13 protein-coding genes are annotated in these 18,145 nt (G+C 48.6%); 1 reads left to right on the plus strand and 12 read right to left on the minus strand.

Annotation, left to right across the window (positions count from 1 at the left end; translation table 11 throughout):
* Positions 1 to 19: 19 nt before the first annotated feature.
* From CWB99_RS03585 to CWB99_RS03635, 11 genes are all read right to left on the minus strand, one after another.
* Positions 20 to 988 carry a PstS family phosphate ABC transporter substrate-binding protein gene (locus tag CWB99_RS03585; RefSeq protein ID WP_010383461.1) on the minus strand — a complete coding sequence of 323 codons (969 nt, stop codon included), beginning with the start codon at positions 986 to 988 and terminating at the stop codon, positions 20 to 22.
* A 76-nt stretch (positions 989 to 1,064) separates the two neighbouring features.
* On the minus strand, positions 1,065 to 2,393 hold the full coding sequence (phoR, locus tag CWB99_RS03590) for a phosphate regulon sensor histidine kinase PhoR (protein WP_138550647.1): 1,329 nt from the start codon (positions 2,391 to 2,393) through the stop codon (positions 1,065 to 1,067).
* Between the two features lie 56 nt (positions 2,394 to 2,449).
* Positions 2,450 to 3,139: a phosphate regulon transcriptional regulator PhoB gene (gene phoB, locus CWB99_RS03595; RefSeq protein WP_010383464.1), complete on the minus strand. Its 690-nt coding sequence runs from the start codon at positions 3,137 to 3,139 to the stop codon at positions 2,450 to 2,452.
* Positions 3,140 to 3,599: 460 nt separating this feature from the next.
* Positions 3,600 to 4,541: a porin gene (locus CWB99_RS03600; RefSeq protein ID WP_249331654.1), complete on the minus strand. Its 942-nt coding sequence runs from the start codon at positions 4,539 to 4,541 to the stop codon at positions 3,600 to 3,602.
* 499 nt (positions 4,542 to 5,040) lie between these two features.
* Entirely contained in the window at positions 5,041 to 6,105 is a 1,065-nt protein-coding gene (gene fba / locus CWB99_RS03605; protein ID WP_054014697.1) for a class II fructose-bisphosphate aldolase, read from the minus strand.
* 198 nt (positions 6,106 to 6,303) lie between these two features.
* On the minus strand, positions 6,304 to 7,482 hold the full coding sequence (locus tag CWB99_RS03610) for a phosphoglycerate kinase (protein ID WP_138550649.1): 1,179 nt from the start codon (positions 7,480 to 7,482) through the stop codon (positions 6,304 to 6,306).
* 31 nt (positions 7,483 to 7,513) lie between these two features.
* Positions 7,514 to 8,527, minus strand: coding sequence for an erythrose-4-phosphate dehydrogenase (epd, locus tag CWB99_RS03615; protein WP_138550650.1), 1,014 nt, complete (start codon positions 8,525 to 8,527; stop codon positions 7,514 to 7,516).
* A gap of 157 nt (positions 8,528 to 8,684) precedes the next feature.
* Positions 8,685 to 9,302: a 3'-5' exonuclease gene (locus CWB99_RS03620; RefSeq protein ID WP_138550651.1), complete on the minus strand. Its 618-nt coding sequence runs from the start codon at positions 9,300 to 9,302 to the stop codon at positions 8,685 to 8,687.
* Positions 9,299 to 11,137 (minus strand): DUF294 nucleotidyltransferase-like domain-containing protein, encoded by a 1,839-nt coding sequence (locus tag CWB99_RS03625; protein ID WP_138550652.1) that lies wholly within the window; start codon positions 11,135 to 11,137, stop codon positions 9,299 to 9,301. Before CWB99_RS03625 ends, CWB99_RS03620 begins: the two co-directional genes overlap by 4 nt.
* Before the next feature lie 80 nt (positions 11,138 to 11,217).
* Positions 11,218 to 12,942, minus strand: coding sequence for a sodium:solute symporter family protein (locus CWB99_RS03630; RefSeq protein WP_138550870.1), 1,725 nt, complete (start codon positions 12,940 to 12,942; stop codon positions 11,218 to 11,220).
* 11 nt (positions 12,943 to 12,953) lie between these two features.
* Entirely contained in the window at positions 12,954 to 13,217 is a 264-nt protein-coding gene (locus CWB99_RS03635; RefSeq protein WP_010383473.1) for a DUF4212 domain-containing protein, read from the minus strand.
* A gap of 367 nt (positions 13,218 to 13,584) precedes the next feature.
* On the opposite strand from CWB99_RS03635, the gene CWB99_RS03640 reads away from it, so the two are divergent.
* Positions 13,585 to 17,013 carry a PAS domain-containing hybrid sensor histidine kinase/response regulator gene (locus CWB99_RS03640; protein WP_138550653.1) on the plus strand — a complete coding sequence of 1,143 codons (3,429 nt, stop codon included), beginning with the start codon at positions 13,585 to 13,587 and terminating at the stop codon, positions 17,011 to 17,013.
* Here the strand turns inward: CWB99_RS03640 and CWB99_RS03645 are convergent.
* Entirely contained in the window at positions 17,010 to 18,044 is a 1,035-nt protein-coding gene (locus tag CWB99_RS03645) for a sensor domain-containing diguanylate cyclase (RefSeq protein ID WP_138550654.1), read from the minus strand. The genes CWB99_RS03640 and CWB99_RS03645 overlap by 4 nt on opposite strands.
* Positions 18,045 to 18,145 lie beyond the last annotated feature (101 nt).

Below are 18,145 nucleotides of genomic sequence, written 5' to 3' on the forward strand. Positions count from 1 at the left end.
TTTTCTTTCCATGCAATGCCTATAGCAGGCCTAGCTTCTTAAGTTCTTTACTTGCAAGCTGGCTTGAAAGTGGTACATACCCATCTTTTTCTACGATCTTCTGACCTTCTTTCGACAGCACCATTTTCAGGAACTCTGCTTCAATTGGAGAAAGCGGCTTGTTCGGGTGCTTGTTCACGTAAAGGTATAGGAAACGAGACAGCGGGTATTTGCCCTTTGCAACGTTGTCTAAAGTCGCATCAACAAAGTTATCGCCTTTCTTAGACAGTGGTACAGTACGCACACCTGATGTCTTGTAACCAATGCCCGAGTAACCAATCGCATTCACTGATGAGGAGATTGACTGTACTACAGAGGCTGAACCTGGCTGTTCATTCACGTTGTTACGGAAGTCACCTTTACACAGGGCTTTCTTTTTAAAGTAACCGTAAGTACCTGATACTGAGTTACGACCATACAGCTGTATGTCTTTGCTACCCCAGTCACCAGACAGGCCTAAGTCGCTCCAGCGCTCAACCTGTTCAGAAGCACCACATTTACGTGTTGATGAGAAAATCGCATCCACCTGATCGATACGCAGACCCTGAATTGGGTTATCTTTGTGTACAAAGACAGCCAGTGCATCGATAGCAACGCGTACTTCAGTTGGCTTGTAACCATAGCGCTTTTCAAACGCTTCGATTTCTTTCGACTTCATCTTACGGCTCATAGGGCCGAAGTTTGCTGTTGCTTCTGTCAGAGCCGGTGGCGCTGTAGAAGAACCTGCTGCCTGAATTTGAATGTTTACGTTAGGGTAAATACGTTTGTATTCTTCTGCCCAGAACGTCATCATGTTAGCCAGCGTGTCAGAGCCCACAGATGAAAAGTTACCTGAGATACCGCTGGTTTTGTTGTACTCAGGTAGATTCTTATCAAGTGCAGAGGCTTGAGCAGATACCAGTGTTGTTACAGCCACACCCATTGCGGCAACTAAGCTTTTAAATTTCATTGGGGTCACTCCAATTGTTCTTCCCATTTAATTTCTGAGCACATTGTGCAGAAAACAAATGACAATAAAATTACTCTCAAATGAAACTTTTATGACTTTCAGCATTTGTCATAAAAATACGTTTTTCTTTTTCAAAGGCAAATGAGAAACACGAGCCCTTGCCAAGTGTGCTGTCGATTTCCAGGTGTGAATCATGGCGAGACAAGACGTGTTTAGTGATAGCCAGACCTAACCCTGAACCACCCGTTTTACGGCTGCGCGCCTTATCGACCCGGTAGAATCGTTCAGTAAGTCTGTTAATGTGCTCAGGTGCAATACCATCGCCATTATCGATGACAGAAAAGCGTGGCCGTTCGCCATCCAGGTACCAGTTAACCGTGATTTTGCCACCAGGTTTAGTGTAATGAATGGCATTAAACACCAAATTGGAAAAGGCACTGCGAAGTTCATCAATACATCCTTTGATGTCCAGTGCCTGGTCGACACTAAACTCAATCTCATGATGCTTGTCCTGATTCAGTGAATTCGCTTCGGTCTGAATGAGTGTCAGCATGGCTGGCACATTCACCGCTTTGTCGTTGTCCTGATTACGCTGCCCTTCAATACGAGACAGTGAGAGTAGCTGATTAACCAGACTGTCCATTCGCTTACACTGCTCTATCATAGTGTGATGCGCTTTGTTCCACATTGCCGGAGGCGGCATCTGATCGCCTTCCATCATCTCCAAATAACCGGTGACCACCGTCAGAGGAGTACGCAGTTCGTGAGACACGTTAGCAACAAAGTCTTTGCGCATCTGCTCAAGCTGTTTCAGCCTGGAAATATCGCGCACCACCATCATTAACTGCTCAGCGTAAGGCATAACTCGAAATTCTAAAACGCGCTCACCCCCATGCCCGGACTCCATCTCCAGGGGATCATGAAAATCATGAGCCTGCATATATTTAACGAACTTAGGATCGCGGATCAGGTTATCGAGACGCTGGCCATGATCCGTTGGCCATTGCAGACCAAGCACTTTAAGTGCAAGTTGGTTACACCAGACAATACTGAGATCCTGTTGCATCACTATCACGGCATCTGGCACCGCTTCGGCACCTTCACGGAAACGTCGGATCAGTTCCGCCAGTTCATTTCGCTTTTTGCGATTGCGGTGTTGTAACTGATAGATCCCTTCAAAGATCTGCTCCCAGGCACCCGATCCCTCAGGCGGGTTAAAGCTGCGCTGATTGATCAACCAGTCGCTCAGCCGATACAGCTGCTGGTAATGCCAGATCAACAGCACCATGGCACCGATAAAGAGTAAGACAAACGGTGCGCCTAATAAGATCCCAATCAGGGTTAATGGCAGAAAATACAAAAACAGGCGTTTCAATAACGCCTGTTTATCAATCACCCTATACATACAAAATGATCCTAAAGAGAATGCGCCATGGCTAGCCTACCATAGCGCCGGATGCTTTACAGCTTACTTGAGAAGCGATAACCCGCACCACGTACTGTTTGTACCAGACGATCGTGACCCAGTGGTGCAATCGCTTTGCGCAGGCGACGGATGTGAACGTCTACCGTACGATCTTCAACATACACATTGGTGCCCCAAACATGATCTAACAGCTGCTCACGGCTGTATACACGCTCAGGGTGTGTCATAAAGAAGTGAAGTAATCTGAATTCCGTCGGCCCCATTTCCAGCTCGTTGCCGGCAGAGGTTACTCGGTGTGAAATTGGATCAAGGCGTAAGCCATGCACTTCAATGGCTTCTTCCAGTGACGTTGGTGATACACGACGCATCACCGCTTTGATCCGTGCCATTAGTTCTTTTGGAGAGAAAGGCTTAGTAACGTAGTCGTCTGCACCCACTTCCAATCCTTTGACCTTATCTTCTTCCTCACCACGTGCTGTCAGCATGATAATAGGAATTTGTCTGGTGTATTCACTTTGTTTAAACTTTTTGGCGATCTGAATTCCGCTGCCACCTGGCAACATCCAGTCCAATAACACCATATCAGGATAAGGCTCAACCATAGCTGCAATTGCAGAATCATAGTCTTCAGCTTCAATGGCCTGAAAACCATTTTGTTCCAACACAAACACCAACATTTCTCTGATCGGTGCTTCGTCATCAACTACCAGTACTTTACGTGACATTCCCATTTATCTCTTACGTTACCGAAGTGGGTTTCATTATTATGACTAAGTATGACAGTTTTATGAAATGCCAAGTGATAAAAGATGACAATTGGGAAAAAAATAGGGCCAACCGATCATAAAGCTATGACACTGAAAAAACGTAAGTTTCGTTGCAATTATACTTAAACTCAAACGAGAAATCGTTTAAATCCTTGTTTAGTCAGGTTTGTTTCAAGCTAACTACAAAGACAAACGCAGTTGTGCTGCTGTAAAAGATGCGTAAGGCATGACATACAGGCCATTTAAGTTCATTTACATTGCGCTGGGGTCTTATCACCATAAAAACCCCTAAACTGGGCTCATCAAGCCTGGACCAGCCTTCTTATACTGCTCATTTTGCCTGGACCGACACAGCAGTGCAAAGTGCCAGGTAACTATGTCTGGCTCCGCCTTACCGATGCAGAGCCAGCAAGAAATTCTAAAAGTCGTACCGCAGCGTCAACGCCATATGGTCCTGATCAGGGTTGTTGTCCAGGTCTATCTTGGTATACCACAGATACATCCTGGCTTGTTTAGACAGGCTCTTCTCAACCCCAATAGATGCCGCATCACCGGAATCTTTCAGCTTACCCGATGCACCGTCAGAATTTTGGTACTGCGCCAGCAGCTTATAGCCGTTATCAAGCTTGAGTGCTGCGCTGGCCATATAACTGTCCACGGTCTCGTTACTACCAACCGCCTCGCTTTGCTGATAGCTGGCCCCCAAAGTAACCTTGGCCACTTTACCCTGAACCGTGACACGGGTAATGTCCTGACCTGCGACCTCTTCATCACGGGCTACACTGGCGTAGATAGCGGTTTTTTTCAGCTTGCTGTCGCCGTAGCTTGCCGCCATAGACAACCCGCTTTCACCATTTTGCTTACTGTTATCTTCTGCAATGTAACTGACTGTGAATTTCAGATGATTGAGTGACGGCGTCGTATATTGCAAAGTGTCGCCGAGGCGATTTTCACCCACAAAGAAGCTTTTAATATCTGCTGTGAAATCATTCATCAGGTCAACTTTGCCCTGAGATTTCTTCATTGGCGTGTCGTCCCGACCCAGCAAGAGCTGACCAAACCGGCCTTTAATCCCAACGTACTGCGAACGTGCCGTGATGTTCTCTTCTGACTTACCATCATTGTCGTTTTCAGACATTTCGACCTGAAATTCCAGCTTATAGAAAGCTGAGATCCCGGTGTCTATATCTGCACTCCCTTTGATCCCCATTCTGGAGGCATAGCTTTCTACCGAAGTGTCTGATCCACTGCCAGTATCACTGTTTTCCACACCCAAATGTGCACGTCCGTATACTTTGAGTTCTTCAGCTTGTGTTTGGGCACAAACTATTAGCGCCGAACAGCCTATAAGGGCTGCCATATAGCATTTCTTCATACTATGACCCCAATAAAAAGAATGTGAGCAAAATAGAGTATCCTTTAAAGCTAGACGCTCTAGTTCAGAGATCAAGTGACGTACCGCCGGATCAGAGTTTTTCTAAGCTGGATTGCCTGAGATCAAATTTATACCAAGCGGATCCTCGAGGGATCATTTTTTTACTAACTAAATTGATGGATCCACACAGGCAAACCTACTAACTCATTGATTTTAGATCTATTCCAATGCCAGATAAACCCAGATCCCAGACGTCACTTAGTAAGATCTCGATCTCAGGATCCAGATTAGACTCCAACTTAGTCAAGATCTGATCCCAACACTGACGACTAGGTATAATCCTGATCCCAGCGTGATCATAGAACAACATTGTTACGCGATGAAGTGAATGACACGACTTGAGCGACACAGGCTGTAGATACAAAAATGCCGCAGTCAAAAAGGCTGCGGCATTTGCTACTAACCGGGTTTAAATAGTTAGTATTTATTTGATCTGTGGCGCCAGCTCGCCAGACAGATACTTCAGATGCATATCGTCCAGTGAGATAGGCTGGATACGACCCGCCTGGCCTGCTGTACCAAACGCTTCGTAGCGTGCAACACAAATCTCTGTCATGGCTTTGGTTGCTTCAGCAAGATACTTACGAGGATCAAAATTGCTCGGGTTATGCGCCAGGTGACGACGGATAGCACCGGTTGCAGCCAAGCGTAAGTCGGTATCAATATTTACCTTGCGTACGCCGTGCTTAATACCTTCGACGATCTGCTCAACAGGCACACCATAAGTTTCTGGGATCTCACCGCCAAACTCGTTGATCACTGCCAGCCACTCCTGAGGCACTGATGAGGAACCGTGCATTACCAGGTGTGTATTCGGGATACGGGCGTGGATCTCTTTGATACGGTTGATTGCCAGAATGTCGCCTGTTGGTGGACGTGTGAACTTGTAGGCGCCGTGTGATGTACCACAGGCAATAGCCAATGCGTCAACACCCGTTTTCTTAACAAAGTCAGCCGCTTCTTCTGGGTCAGTCAATAGCTGATCGTGCGTGAGCTTACCAACCGCACCAATACCATCTTCCTCACCTGCTTCACCAGTTTCCAGTGAACCCAGTACACCCAGCTCGCCTTCCACAGATACGCCACATGCGTGTGCCATATCAACCGTGCGACGTGTTACATCAACATTATACTCATAGCTTGAGGGTGTTTTGCCATCTTCCAGCAAAGAACCGTCCATCATGACAGATGAAAAACCAAGCTGGATTGAACGCTGACACACACCCGGAGACGTGCCGTGATCCTGATGCATAACAACCGGAATATGTGGCCATTCTTCGACTGCGGCCAAAATCATATGGCGAATAAACGGTGCCCCTGCGTACTTACGCGCACCTGCCGAACCCTGAACAATGACCGGACTGTTGGTTTTGTCTGCCGCTTCCATGATAGCGCGCATTTGCTCTTGGTTATTTACGTTAAAGGCAGGAACGCCGTAACCATGCTCTGCGGCATGATCCAGCAATTGACGCATACTGATTAAAGCCATTGTGCTTTCTCCAATTGTTGATGAGTGAGGCTGATATTGTCGGTTCAGCGTTCATACTCATCGATTTGAACGGGATAGATGTTAAGTGCTACACACTCAATTTGTTTCGGGAGTTAAATGTGAGAGAGTCCCAAAACCGGACCAATACGTCGGCCCGAAAACATGATGCTGTGGCACAGGCCACAGCAATTTGCCTGATTAAGCTTTCGCTCTTTGTTCAAGCATAGCGACTGCTGGCAGTTTTTTCCCCTCAAGGAACTCTAAAAACGCACCACCACCCGTCGAGATATATGAAATTTCATCGGCTACGCCATACTTATCGATAGCAGCTAATGTGTCACCACCACCAGCGATTGAGAAAGCGCCAGACTTAGCAATTGCGTTTGCAATCGCTTCAGTACCATTGCCAAACTGGTCAAACTCGAACACGCCTACCGGACCATTCCAGACCACAGTACCCGCGTTGGCAATAATTTTAGCCAGAGTATTGGCAGTCTCCGGACCAATATCAAAGATCATATCTGTGTCGCGCACTTCCGCCACATCTTTGATTTCGGCCACAGCAGATTCAGAGAACTCGTCACCAACAACCACATCAGTGGGAACAGGAATATCACCGTCATTTGCACGTGCCGCTTCGCTGAGCTTATTCGCTTCAGCAATCAGATCCGGTTCGTACAAAGATTTACCGACAGGGTTGCCTGCCGCGGCAATAAAGGTATTCGCAATACCACCACCGGTGACCAACTGATCAACCACTTTTGATAATGAATCCAGTACCGTCAGCTTAGTCGACACTTTAGAACCACCAACGATAGCAACCAAAGGGCGTGCCGGATTATCAAGGGCCTTGCCCAGCGCATCCAGTTCAGCAGCCAGTAGCGGACCTGCACAAGCCACTTCGGCAAATAAACCAACACCATGTGTCGATGCCTGTGCACGGTGTGCGGTACCAAATGCATCCATTACATAGACGTCACACAACGCTGCCAGCTTTTTCGACAGGGCCTCATCGTTCTTTTTCTCGCCCACATTGAAGCGCACGTTTTCGAAAACCACAACTTCGTTATCTGCGATATCTACGCCATCCAGATAGTTATCTACCAGGCGCACGTTTTGCTCAAGTGCATCGTTTAGGTAATCTACGACTGGCTGCAATGAATACTGCGCATCGTATTCCCCTTCCGTTGGGCGACCCAGGTGAGACATCACCATGACCTTGGCACCTTTTTCAAGGGCTAGTTTGATGGTAGGTAAAGACGCTCTGATACGGGCATCTGATGTAACCTTGCCTTCTTTCACCGGTACGTTAAGATCTTCACGGATCAGAACGCGTTTGCCGTTTAAATCTAAATCCGCCATCTTAATGACTGACATTGACATCTCCTTCAAGAACGATACTTGGTTTTTAATTAACTTGTGTCATTGCTGCTGCGGTATCGAGCATACGGTTTGCAAATCCCCACTCGTTGTCGCACCACACCAACAATTTCGCCAACCGCTTCTGGCTGACGCGTGTTTGGGTACCATCTATGATACTGGAATGTGGATCATGATTAAAATCCACCGAGACCAATGGCTCCTCAGTGTAGTCCAGTATCCCTTGCAACGGGCCTCTGGCGGCCTGTTGTAATGCATTATTCACCTGCTCAATAGTCACATCACTGTTTAGCGTAACACTCAGATCCATCGCGGTGACATTAATGGTTGGCACCCGAACGGCAATCGCTTCGAAACACCCATGAAATTTTGGCAGGATCCGCTCGATCCCTCTCGCCAGCTTGGTATCTACAGGAATAATAGACTGGCTTGCCGCACGGGTACGACGAAGATCTGGATGATATGCATCGATCACCTGTTGATCATGCATTGATGCATGGATCGTCGTAATGGTGCCAGAGCCTATGCCAAAAGCATCATCCAACACATTTATGACAGGGACAATACAGTTAGTTGTACAAGAGCCATTAGATACTATGGTGTGCTCAGGGAGAAGCTCTTGATCATTGATACCAAACACTATGGTTGCGTCAACATCTGCGTCGGCGGGATGAGAAAACAGCACTTTCTTTGCCCCTGCGCGCAAATGCGATTGAGCATGAAAACGGGAATGAAATACCCCGGTGCACTCTAAAACAACATCAACATCCAGGGCATGCCAGGGCAAATGGCTAGGATCTGCTTCGCTAAACAGCTGGATTTTATCGTCGCCGACTGTCAGGTAAGGTGCGTCAAGGTGAACAGGGAAAGAAAAACGCCCATGCGAAGTATCGTATTTGAGCAAATGGGCAATACCTTGCGGATCGGCAAGTTCATTTATCGCGACGATTTGAATGTCTCGCTGGCGACCAGATTCATACAGAGCCCGCACTATATTGCGACCAATACGACCAAAACCATTTATTGCCAGTTTGATAGTCATTAAATTGAAGATCCACCTCGTTGTGAAAAATTGGGGCAATTGCGTGGCACGCCGACTTTGATACGCGGCACACGAATAAAAATCCCAAGTCTTCCGTATTAAGATGGCGCTATTGTAATCGACCAGGCAAAAATGTGTAAGAGATATGCAAAAATAATTATGTCAGTTGTCTAACCAACGCGCCATGGGCTCCGCCAAATTGACTATTTTGTGCCAATAACAGTTCAGCCGTACTCAGCGCATCGCTCAGCGCATGATGCTCAGAAGCGTGTGGTAACCCATAACGCTGGCGACAGGCGGACAGGGTTAAACAATCTGCCGTAAGCGTTTGTCCTTGTCTGAGCAATCGATCCCGCTCTATCTGCATGGTATCCAGGATTAGCTTTGGCCGCGTCTCAATGTCGTGTTGGACAAATGCCCGCTTGATGAACCCCCAGTCGAGCAAAGCGTTATGACAGACCAAAACGCGCTGTTCAAGCAAGCTGCCCAGTTGCTGCAATATAGCCCGTAACGTATCACCCTGCTGCAATGCCTGTTCATCGACACCATGGATCACCGGACTTTGTCCCAACTGATGTACCTCCTTGTTAACCACGTGCCGCGCTGAGTTCAATGTGATCCGGCCTTGTCGGATCTCCACCCAGGCAGCCGAGACAATCTCATCGCGTTTCGGATCCAGGCCAGTTAATTCAAGATCCAGCACCACCAAATTGGCCTCTGTCAACCTCAACTGGCGATAGGCATGCCAGTTTCGCAACCGTGATAACCAGTTCACAAGCTGCCCCTGGCAAATTTAAACGCACATGCCTGCTGGGCTTGTTTGACCAATTGAAAGGCCTCTTTGAGTTGATGCCGCTCCAGTGAGCCCAGATGGCCAGGATTGATGCAGTTTTCAGGTAATCCTTCTCGATCAATCTGAGTGCGTAAACGCAGCTGAGTCAAAAATCGCCAGCAGTCCTGTAAATTGGCAATATCCTCATCACTGAGTAGCTTGCGTCCTTTCAGCGCCTTTAAGCGCTGTAACGTATTGGCTTTGCTGATCCCAGCTTGAAGCGCGTAAAGACGAACAATATCGTTGATGATCACAACACCGCGCTTTTTCAGATCCAGGTATTTATGCTTATGCTTGTCTTGCTGCAGTTTAAACTGATGAAACAAGCCAATCGGGACAGTATTCACGTTGATATCAGCGGCCATGGCAGCATAAAACAGCTGGTTTTTTGGGATGTCGTTGAGGTGATGCAAAAATTGTCCGAATAGCAGATCAGAGCCCGTGATAAATCGCAGGTCAAAGTAGATTTTACAATTGAGCATGGCCTGGGGTGTCGGCTCATGGATCCAGGTTGTAAATCGCTCGCACCATTCACTGAGTGTGCCCCGACACGCCGGGTTACTCGCCATGATATTTCCCGGACAAGTGCGGATCCCGCATTCATCCAGCTGCTGACATACAAACGATCCGAGCTGCGCAAAATACGCTCTTTGCTCATCGGTAACACCCTCGGGCAGCAACAGGCCATTGTCCTGATCGGAATGCAGGGTTTGCTCTTCACGAGCCTGAGAGCCGAAACAGATCCAGGCAAATGGGGTGGGTGCAGTACCATGCTGCTGCTGGTATAAGTCGATCAAACGCCCGGTCAAAGCATCACTCAACCCACTGAGTAGCTGCCCTATCAAAGAAATATCTTCGATCTTATTGGCAAACTCACTCAACAGATCCGGGATCTCCTTGGCTAGTTGCTTCACTTCACTATAGCTGCGTGCTTTATAGATCCGCCCAATTAACTGTACCGGATCGCTTTTTTGCTGGCGTAAAAGATCGGTGCTGGTGATCATACCCATAGGGGTGCGATCTTCGTTGAGCACCGGCAGGTGATGAATATTATGTTTCAGCATCAGGTGAAGTGCCGAAAAGATGCGGTTGTTCTCAAAAATATATTTAGGTTTGACCGTCATGATCTCACGGATCGCCCTGGCTGGATCGACCCCTTCTGCCAGCACCCGATTACGCAAATCGCGGTCAGTCACAACCCCCACGAGCTGCTTGTCCTGCGTCACCATGATTGAAGAAACCCGATTTTTCTTCATGACTTTGGCAGCATCCTGAATACTGGCCTGCGGATCCAGCGTTACCGCCGCCCGGCTCATCAGCCCACTGACCGGACGCTCCGACCAGCTAGTCGTCGACTCTTTATAATGATTGGACAATAAGCGTTTGGCGTGGGCACGCACAAAATACTGCTCGAAAGGTTTGTACTCTCGGCGCAGAAAATCAAACGCCACCTGTGGCAACACATACACCAGCCCGGCTTGAACCACTTCCAGTTGATTGCTGATCGGCTCACCCGTCAGCAACGAAGGGTAGCCAAAATAGTCCCCTTCGGCTAACCGGGTGATCAGCTCCGCGTTCTCGGAGCGCAGATCGAAATGACCGGAGCGTACCAGATACAGCTGAGGCAGATCGCTTTTGAACCACTGTGCCTGATTCTGCGCGCTGACGTAGATGACTTCCAGATGTTCAACAAAGTACTCCGTCGCGCTGTCGGCCAACTGACCAAATGGCGCCTGCTGCTGCACAAAGGTCAGCACATCCTGAACATGAGCCGTCATAATCCCTCCCAAAAATGACAACTACTCCACAGCTTTCGCCATGAAGTAGTTGGTTTCTTCGCTATCCGATAGAGTGAGTATTAATGCGCGTGTGCTGCAGAAGATCCTTTCGGATTACGGATCCCATCAACCATTTGCTTCACTTCAAGTGGCGTCTCAGCCGTCAGCTTCATCACTATGGCAGCAATACCAAAGTTCACTAACATACCAATAATGCCAATCCCCTCTGGTGAAATACCAAACAACCAGTTAGCAGGCGTATTTAGTTCCGGGCTGACAAACTTAAAGTAAATAATGTAAGCCGCGGTGAAACCGATACCACACACCATACCGCTGATGGCGCCCTCTTTATTCATACGCTTGGAGAAGATCCCCATGATGATCGCCGGAAAGAAGCTTGCCGCCGCCAGACCAAAGGCAAAGGCCACCACCGACGCCACGAATCCGGGCGGGTTAATACCAAAGTAGGCAGAGATTGCAATGGCCACCATTGCCGACAAACGTGCCGCCAGCAGTTCTTGCTTATCACTGATATTCGGTTTGAGGGTGCGTTTGAGTAAATCATGAGAGACCGAGGTCGAGATAACCAGTAGCAGACCCGCTGTGGTCGACAGTGCCGCTGCGATACCACCCGCTGCCACCAGTGCGATCACCCAGGCTGGTAAGTCGGCAATTTCCGGGTTCGCCAGTACCATGATGTCACGGTCAATTTTCACTTCATTGCGGCTCGCCGGGTCGTCAATTTTACCTGCTGAGTAGAACATTTTGCCATCGCCATTCTTATCATTGAAGGTGATAAGACCCGTTCTTTCCCAGTTTTTCACCCACTGTGGCGCCTCGGCATACGCCGTACCACTGCCATCTTTACCATTGATCGTATCAATCATATTCACGCGAGCAAATGATGCAACAGCCGGTGCTGTGGTGTATACAATGGCGATAAAGACTAAGGTCCAGGCCGCAGAAATACGAGTGTCTTTTACTCTGGGTACGGTGAAGAAACGTACGATAACATGTGGCAGACCAGCAGTACCGACCATCAGCGCCGCTGTGATAGCAAACACGTCAATCATACTCTTGGAGCCTTCGGTGTATTGCGCAAAGCCGAGCTCGGTACTGAGCCCGTCGAGTTTATCCAGCAAATAGGTTCCGGAACCATCCGCCAGAGTACCACCAAAGCCGGTTTGCGGCAGTAAGTGACCTGTCATCATCAAAGAGATAAAGATAGCAGGCACTAAGTAGGCAAAGACCAGTACACAGTATTGTGCAACCTGAGTATAGGTAATGCCTTTCATGCCACCGAGTACGGCGTAGAAGAACACGATAACCATGCCGATATACACACCGGTTTCGATGTCAACTTCGAGGAAGCGAGAGAACACTACGCCGACACCACGCATTTGTCCCGCGATGTAAGTGAAGCAGATAAAAATTGCACACAAAATGGCCACAACCCGTGCCACCTGTGAATAATACCGATCGCCGATAAAATCGGGCACAGTGAATTTACCAAACTTGCGCAGATAAGGCGCCAGGCACAATGCCAGCAGTACATAACCACCGGTCCAGCCCATCAGATAAACGCCGCCATCATAACCGGCAAATGAGATTATACCGGCCATAGAGATAAACGACGCAGCACTCATCCAGTCCGCGGCCGTTGCCATGCCGTTTGCCACAGGCGGTACACCACCGCCGGCAACATAGAATTCATTGGTTGAACCGGCACGGGCCCAGATGGCAATGCCGATGTAGAGGGCAAAACTGAGCCCAACAATTATAAAGGTGAGAGTTTGAACATCCATCATAGCGCTCCTTATTCATCCACGCCGTATTTTTTGTCCAGCGCATCCATTTTGAATACATAGACAAAAATCAAAGCAACGAAGGTATAAATTGCGCCCTGCTGCGAAAACCAAAAACCCAACTTAAATCCGAAGAACCGGACCTCGTTGAGTACATCAACCAGCAGAATGCCGCATCCAAAAGACACCACAAACCACACTACTAATAGCTTAAACATTAAGGCTAGATTCTCTGACCAATATGCTTTTGCTTGTTCTTCACTTTTAAAAGCCATGATAAGTCCCCTTTCACACACCTGTCGCCGATGTGCTGGTGTTAATGACCTTTTGACTGTAGCAATGGCCCGTCAAGATGAAATTGAGACCTTAGTCGTAACGACTAAGTTACGTTTACGTAAACTGCTGAATAAAGGTTTTTCAAATACCATTAAGTTAAATAAATTCAAATAGTTAAACAATTATAACAGGGGAAGTTAGCAAATTCAGGGACACATATTCAGGAGATAAGACATTAGTCTAATTAACTCAATAAAAATCGAATAATTTTTTAAAATCAGATGATTATGCCACTTTGGATTCTCTGCAAGTGATGCTACTTTAAGGACATAAAGACAATAACAAGCATTAACACAAGGGTTCATTATGACGGCTGCCTTGATCCTCGTTGCCATCGCCTATATCGGCTTACTATTCTGGCTGGCCAACTGGGGAGATAAAACCACGCCGGCTGCGACACGGATCAGTCACCATCCTTTTGTCTACGCCTTAGCCCTGGGCATCTATTGTACCTCCTGGACCTATTATGGCTCAGTAGGAACCGCCGCAACCAGCAGCTGGCACTATCTGCCCATTTTACTGGGCCCAGCGCTGCTTTTTATGTTTGGTCAGGGCTTTTTGCGCAAGTTGATCCTGGTCAGTAAAAAGCAGAATATCACCACTATCGCCGACTTTATTTCGGCACGCTACGGTAAGCGTCAGACCACAGCGGTCATGGTGACCATGATAGCGTTGCTGGCCACCATTCCCTATATTGCACTGCAACTCAAAGCACTGAGCAGCAGCTTTTTGTTGTTACAACAGGGCACCCCGATCTCAGGGGGTATGCTGGCCATGACCGGGACTTTGCTGATGGCACTGTTTGCCATCTTTTTTGGTACCCGCAAAGTCGATGTGACCGAATATCGCTCCGGATTAATGCTCGCCGTCGCATTTGAATCCTTGATTAAATTGCTGGCACTGATGGCCGTTGCCGTCATAGCCATACAGGCATTACTGTCACAAAATAGCGCCGATATGACGTTGTTTGCACACTGGCAGGGGTTTGATTTTTCCAATTTCAACTTTATCGGCCAGACACTGATGGCCGCCGCCGCCATCATCTGTCTGCCCCGGCAGTTCCATGTAACCGTAGTCGACAATCAGGATAGTCGTCATCTGCGTACCGCACGCTGGGCATTCCCATTGTACCTCATCCTGATAGCGGCGATGATACTGCCCATTGCAAGCGCCGCCATTCATCCTAATATTGGTCAGGCCGTGGCTGCGGATAGCTTTGTACTGGCACTGCCCATGATGCAGGGTCACCCGCTGATCACCACCTTTGTGTTTATCGGGGGATTATCCGCCGCCACAGCCATGATAGTGGTGGCAACACTGACACTCAGTACCATGCTCTCTAACGATGTCGTGCTGCCGCTGCTGCTAAAACGTAAGTTTAAAAAGAATCGCCTTACCAGCAACTATAAAACCCGTATTCTGCTGATCCGACGCTTTATCATTGCCGCCATTTTGGTCCTGGCGTTCCTCTATCAGCAGTGGTTTGGCCATGGTGAAGCCCTGGCAAACATGGGCCTGGTGGCTTTTTCTCTGGTGACTCAGTTACTTCCGGCCATTGTGGGCGGACTATACTGGCGTAAAGGCCACGCCTATGGCGTGTATGCCGGATTGCTGGCCGGCTTTTTATGCTGGATGTTATTCCTGATGTTTCCGGTGATAGAAGCCGGCAGCAGTCTGGACTTTGAAACCCGTCAGACCATCATCACCCGCGGCACCTTGCTAGCACTGCTGGCCAATATCAGCTGTTATATCAGCTTCTCTCTGGGTGCATATGAGCGTCTGATAGATAAAATTCAGGCAGCCGCCTTTGTCAGCCCCTGGGAACAGGCCAGCGCCGCCAAACGTCTCAACAAAGACGTCAAAGCGACGGTGTATGACTTTACCGTGCTACTGCAAACCTTTTTAGGGATCCAGCGCAGTCAGCAGTTACTCAGCCACTATGCCATCAATCACGATATTGAAGACAGCAATGCCTATCCGAGCGCGGATTTTATTGCTTTTTGTGAGCGAGCACTCACTGGCGTGCTGGGTGCCTCTTCTGCCCGTGCGTTGATCCATGCCGTTTCCTCAGGTAAACAGCTTGCCTTTGAAGAAGTGGTCAACTTTTTCGATGAAACCACCCAGGCATTGCAGTTCAACCAGAACCTGCTTTTCACCTCACTGGAAAATCTCAGCCACGGAATTTCAGTGGTGGATAAAGACCTCAACCTGGTTGCCTGGAACCGTCGTTATCATGAAATGTTTGAATACCCGGATGGTTTTTTACAGGTAGGCCAGAGTATTGAGGAAGTGATCCGCTTTAACGCTGAACGCGGCGAATGTGGCCCGGGAGAGCTTGAAAAACTGGTCGAAAAACGTGTGCAGCATTTGAAAAATGGCACATCGCACCATTTCATTCGACATCGCAGCAACGGGCAAGTGTTCGAAATGACGGGTAACCCGCTGCCAGAAGGTGGTTTTGTCACCAGTTTCTCTGACATCACCAGCCACATCGACACGCAGAACGCACTGGAAGAGATCAACATGGATCTCGAAAACCGCATTGAGGCAAGAACACAAGAGATCCGTCTGATAAACCAGGATCTTAAAGCCCAGATTGCCAGCCGGGAGGAAACGGAGCAAGCCCTGGTTGCCGCGAAAAAAGAGGCTGAACGCGCCAATGACAGTAAGACCCGATTTTTGGCGCTGGCCAGCCACGATATTTTACAACCGCTGAATGCCGCTCGCCTTTACCTGGCTGCGATTAATGAGGAAAAGCTCGAAGGTAACGACCGCAGTAATCTGGAAAAGCTGGGTGCCAGCCTGGATTCGACCGTTCATCTGATGTCTGCGCTACTGGACATTGCTAAACTGGAACAGGGCGCGATGACACCCACACCTCGTCATTTTGACATCGATGAGATCATGTCGCCCCTGGCCAGTGAATATGCCATTTTGTGTCAGGAAAAAGGTCTGGCGCTGCATGTTAGAACCAGCCACCAGGTGATCCACAGCGATATTACCTATCTTCGCCGTATCGTGCAGAATCTGGTGTCCAATGCCGTCAAATATACTGAGCATGGTCGCGTCCTGCTGGCTTGTCGCCGCCGCAGCCACAGTGTTCGCATTGAAGTCTGGGATACAGGCCCGGGTATCACAGAACAAGAACAACAGAAAATATTTAACGACTTTTATCGCATTCAAAGTGGCGACAACAAAGGCGTTGGGCTGGGGCTGGGCGTTGTAAAACGACTGTGTGAGCTCCTTAGCATGCCACTGGAAATGCACTCCATTCCAGGCAAAGGCAGTCGCTTCAGTGTAGAAGTGCCACTGGGAGATCATCAGCAGCTGCAGCAAAAAGCAGACAGTATAGAGCAAAAGACTGCCAGTAAGGCACAACTCAATCTGGTGGTAGTGGATGACGACCCCAAAAATCTGGCTGCCATGGCCAGTTTGCTGGATAAGTGGCAATTAGGTTATCAGATGTTTGAAAGGGCAAACAAAGCCCGGGAATATGCCGCCAACAACCCGGCACCGGATTTTATCCTGATGGATTATCAGCTCGATAATGGTGAAAATGGCGTCAGCCTGATCCAGGAGTTAAGGCAGTGCTGGGATGCAAAGACCCCGGCCGTGCTCATTACTGCGGTCCGTGATGACAGTTTAAAACTACAGGCCAAGCAGGCACAGATCCACTACCTGAGTAAACCGCTAAAACCTGCTAAGCTCAAGGCGCTACTTAGCCACAGCAGTTAATAGGCGAGCTGGATCTGATCACGGCCATTGGCCTTAGCGCGGTACACCGCCTGATCAGCCATTTTAAGGGCATGACTAAACGGCATACTGGGGTTTACCTCAGCGACTCCAAAGCTGGCTGTGACATGGATCAACATGTTTTCCTGGCGCACTTCCATGTCCCGGACAGCCGTACATAGCCGGTTGGCCACCATATGCGCATCACTGACCGAGGTTTCTGGTAACAACACGACAAACTCTTCGCCGCCTAAGCGACAAAAACAGTCTTCCACGCGTACCACATCCAGGCAACACTGGGCAAACTTTTGCAACACTTTATCGCCGGCATCATGGCCAAAGTCGTCATTGATCCGCTTGAAACGGTCAAGGTCCATCATGATCAAGCTCATCGGCCGCTCCGTGCGCTGATGACGGCTCATCTCACGCTTAGCATGCTCCATCAGGAAACGACGGTTGTTCAGACCCGTAAGCATGTCCTGAAACGCCATTTTGGTGAGCTTTTGCTGCATCTGATATAGCTCATGTACCAACAAACGACGGCTACAACAATCAGCAACCATTTCCGTGATGGTCACTTCCCACTCCTGCCACTGACGCACATCAGCAAGCCCTTCACAGCAAACCACTCCCAGTGCAATGCCATTTTTAAAAATGGCCGTATCCAGCATAGTCGCTATGTTGTGAGGTTTGAGGTAGATATCGGTAAATTCGCAGGTACGAGGATCGGTGCATGCATCCTCAGCAGCAATAGACTGGCCGCTGATAATGGTTGCAAAATAAGTAGGGAAATCTTCAATCGTCAACACTGGCAACTGCTGCGGCACCGCCTGCCAGTCAGTATTGGCGTAATTGAGTAACTTGGTCGGCTGATGCATGTCGTCAAACAACCACACCGACACACGATCGACCTGAAGCAAGGATTTTGCCTCAAAAATGATATCTCGCAAAAAGCTCTGATGTTCGCCGGAAACATCGACCTCTTGCGAGCTGATCCGCCGCAATTTTTGCGTGCTCTGAGTTAATCGATTCAAAGGTACTACCAAGTCGCAAAGCTGATGAATTAGGGCATCGTCTTATTGCGATGCCATACCGTTGTTATACTCTAATAATATCTCGCCTGCGACAAAATGCA

This window comes from Pseudoalteromonas rubra (assembly GCF_005887095.1).
Lineage (GTDB): Bacteria > Pseudomonadota > Gammaproteobacteria > Enterobacterales > Alteromonadaceae > Pseudoalteromonas > Pseudoalteromonas rubra_E.

What these genes read in the sequence shown, in the direction of transcription:
- CWB99_RS03585 (WP_010383461.1), bottom strand. Translation starts at nt 988, where the DNA reads ATGAAATTTAAAAGCTTAGTTGCCGCAATGGGTGTGGCTGTAACAACA.
- phoR (WP_138550647.1), bottom strand. Translation starts at nt 2,393, where the DNA reads ATGTATAGGGTGATTGATAAACAGGCGTTATTGAAACGCCTGTTTTTG.
- phoB (WP_010383464.1), bottom strand. Translation starts at nt 3,139, where the DNA reads ATGTCACGTAAAGTACTGGTAGTTGATGACGAAGCACCGATCAGAGAA.
- CWB99_RS03600 (WP_249331654.1), bottom strand. Translation starts at nt 4,541, where the DNA reads ATGGCAGCCCTTATAGGCTGTTCGGCGCTAATAGTTTGTGCCCAAACA.
- fba (WP_054014697.1), bottom strand. Translation starts at nt 6,105, where the DNA reads ATGGCTTTAATCAGTATGCGTCAATTGCTGGATCATGCCGCAGAGCAT.
- CWB99_RS03610 (WP_138550649.1), bottom strand. Translation starts at nt 7,482, where the DNA reads ATGTCAGTCATTAAGATGGCGGATTTAGATTTAAACGGCAAACGCGTT.
- epd (WP_138550650.1), bottom strand. Translation starts at nt 8,527, where the DNA reads ATGACTATCAAACTGGCAATAAATGGTTTTGGTCGTATTGGTCGCAAT.
- CWB99_RS03625 (WP_138550652.1), bottom strand. Translation starts at nt 11,137, where the DNA reads ATGACGGCTCATGTTCAGGATGTGCTGACCTTTGTGCAGCAGCAGGCG.
- CWB99_RS03630 (WP_138550870.1), bottom strand. Translation starts at nt 12,942, where the DNA reads ATGGATGTTCAAACTCTCACCTTTATAATTGTTGGGCTCAGTTTTGCC.
- CWB99_RS03635 (WP_010383473.1), bottom strand. Translation starts at nt 13,217, where the DNA reads ATGGCTTTTAAAAGTGAAGAACAAGCAAAAGCATATTGGTCAGAGAAT.
- CWB99_RS03640 (WP_138550653.1), top strand. Translation starts at nt 13,585, where the DNA reads ATGACGGCTGCCTTGATCCTCGTTGCCATCGCCTATATCGGCTTACTA.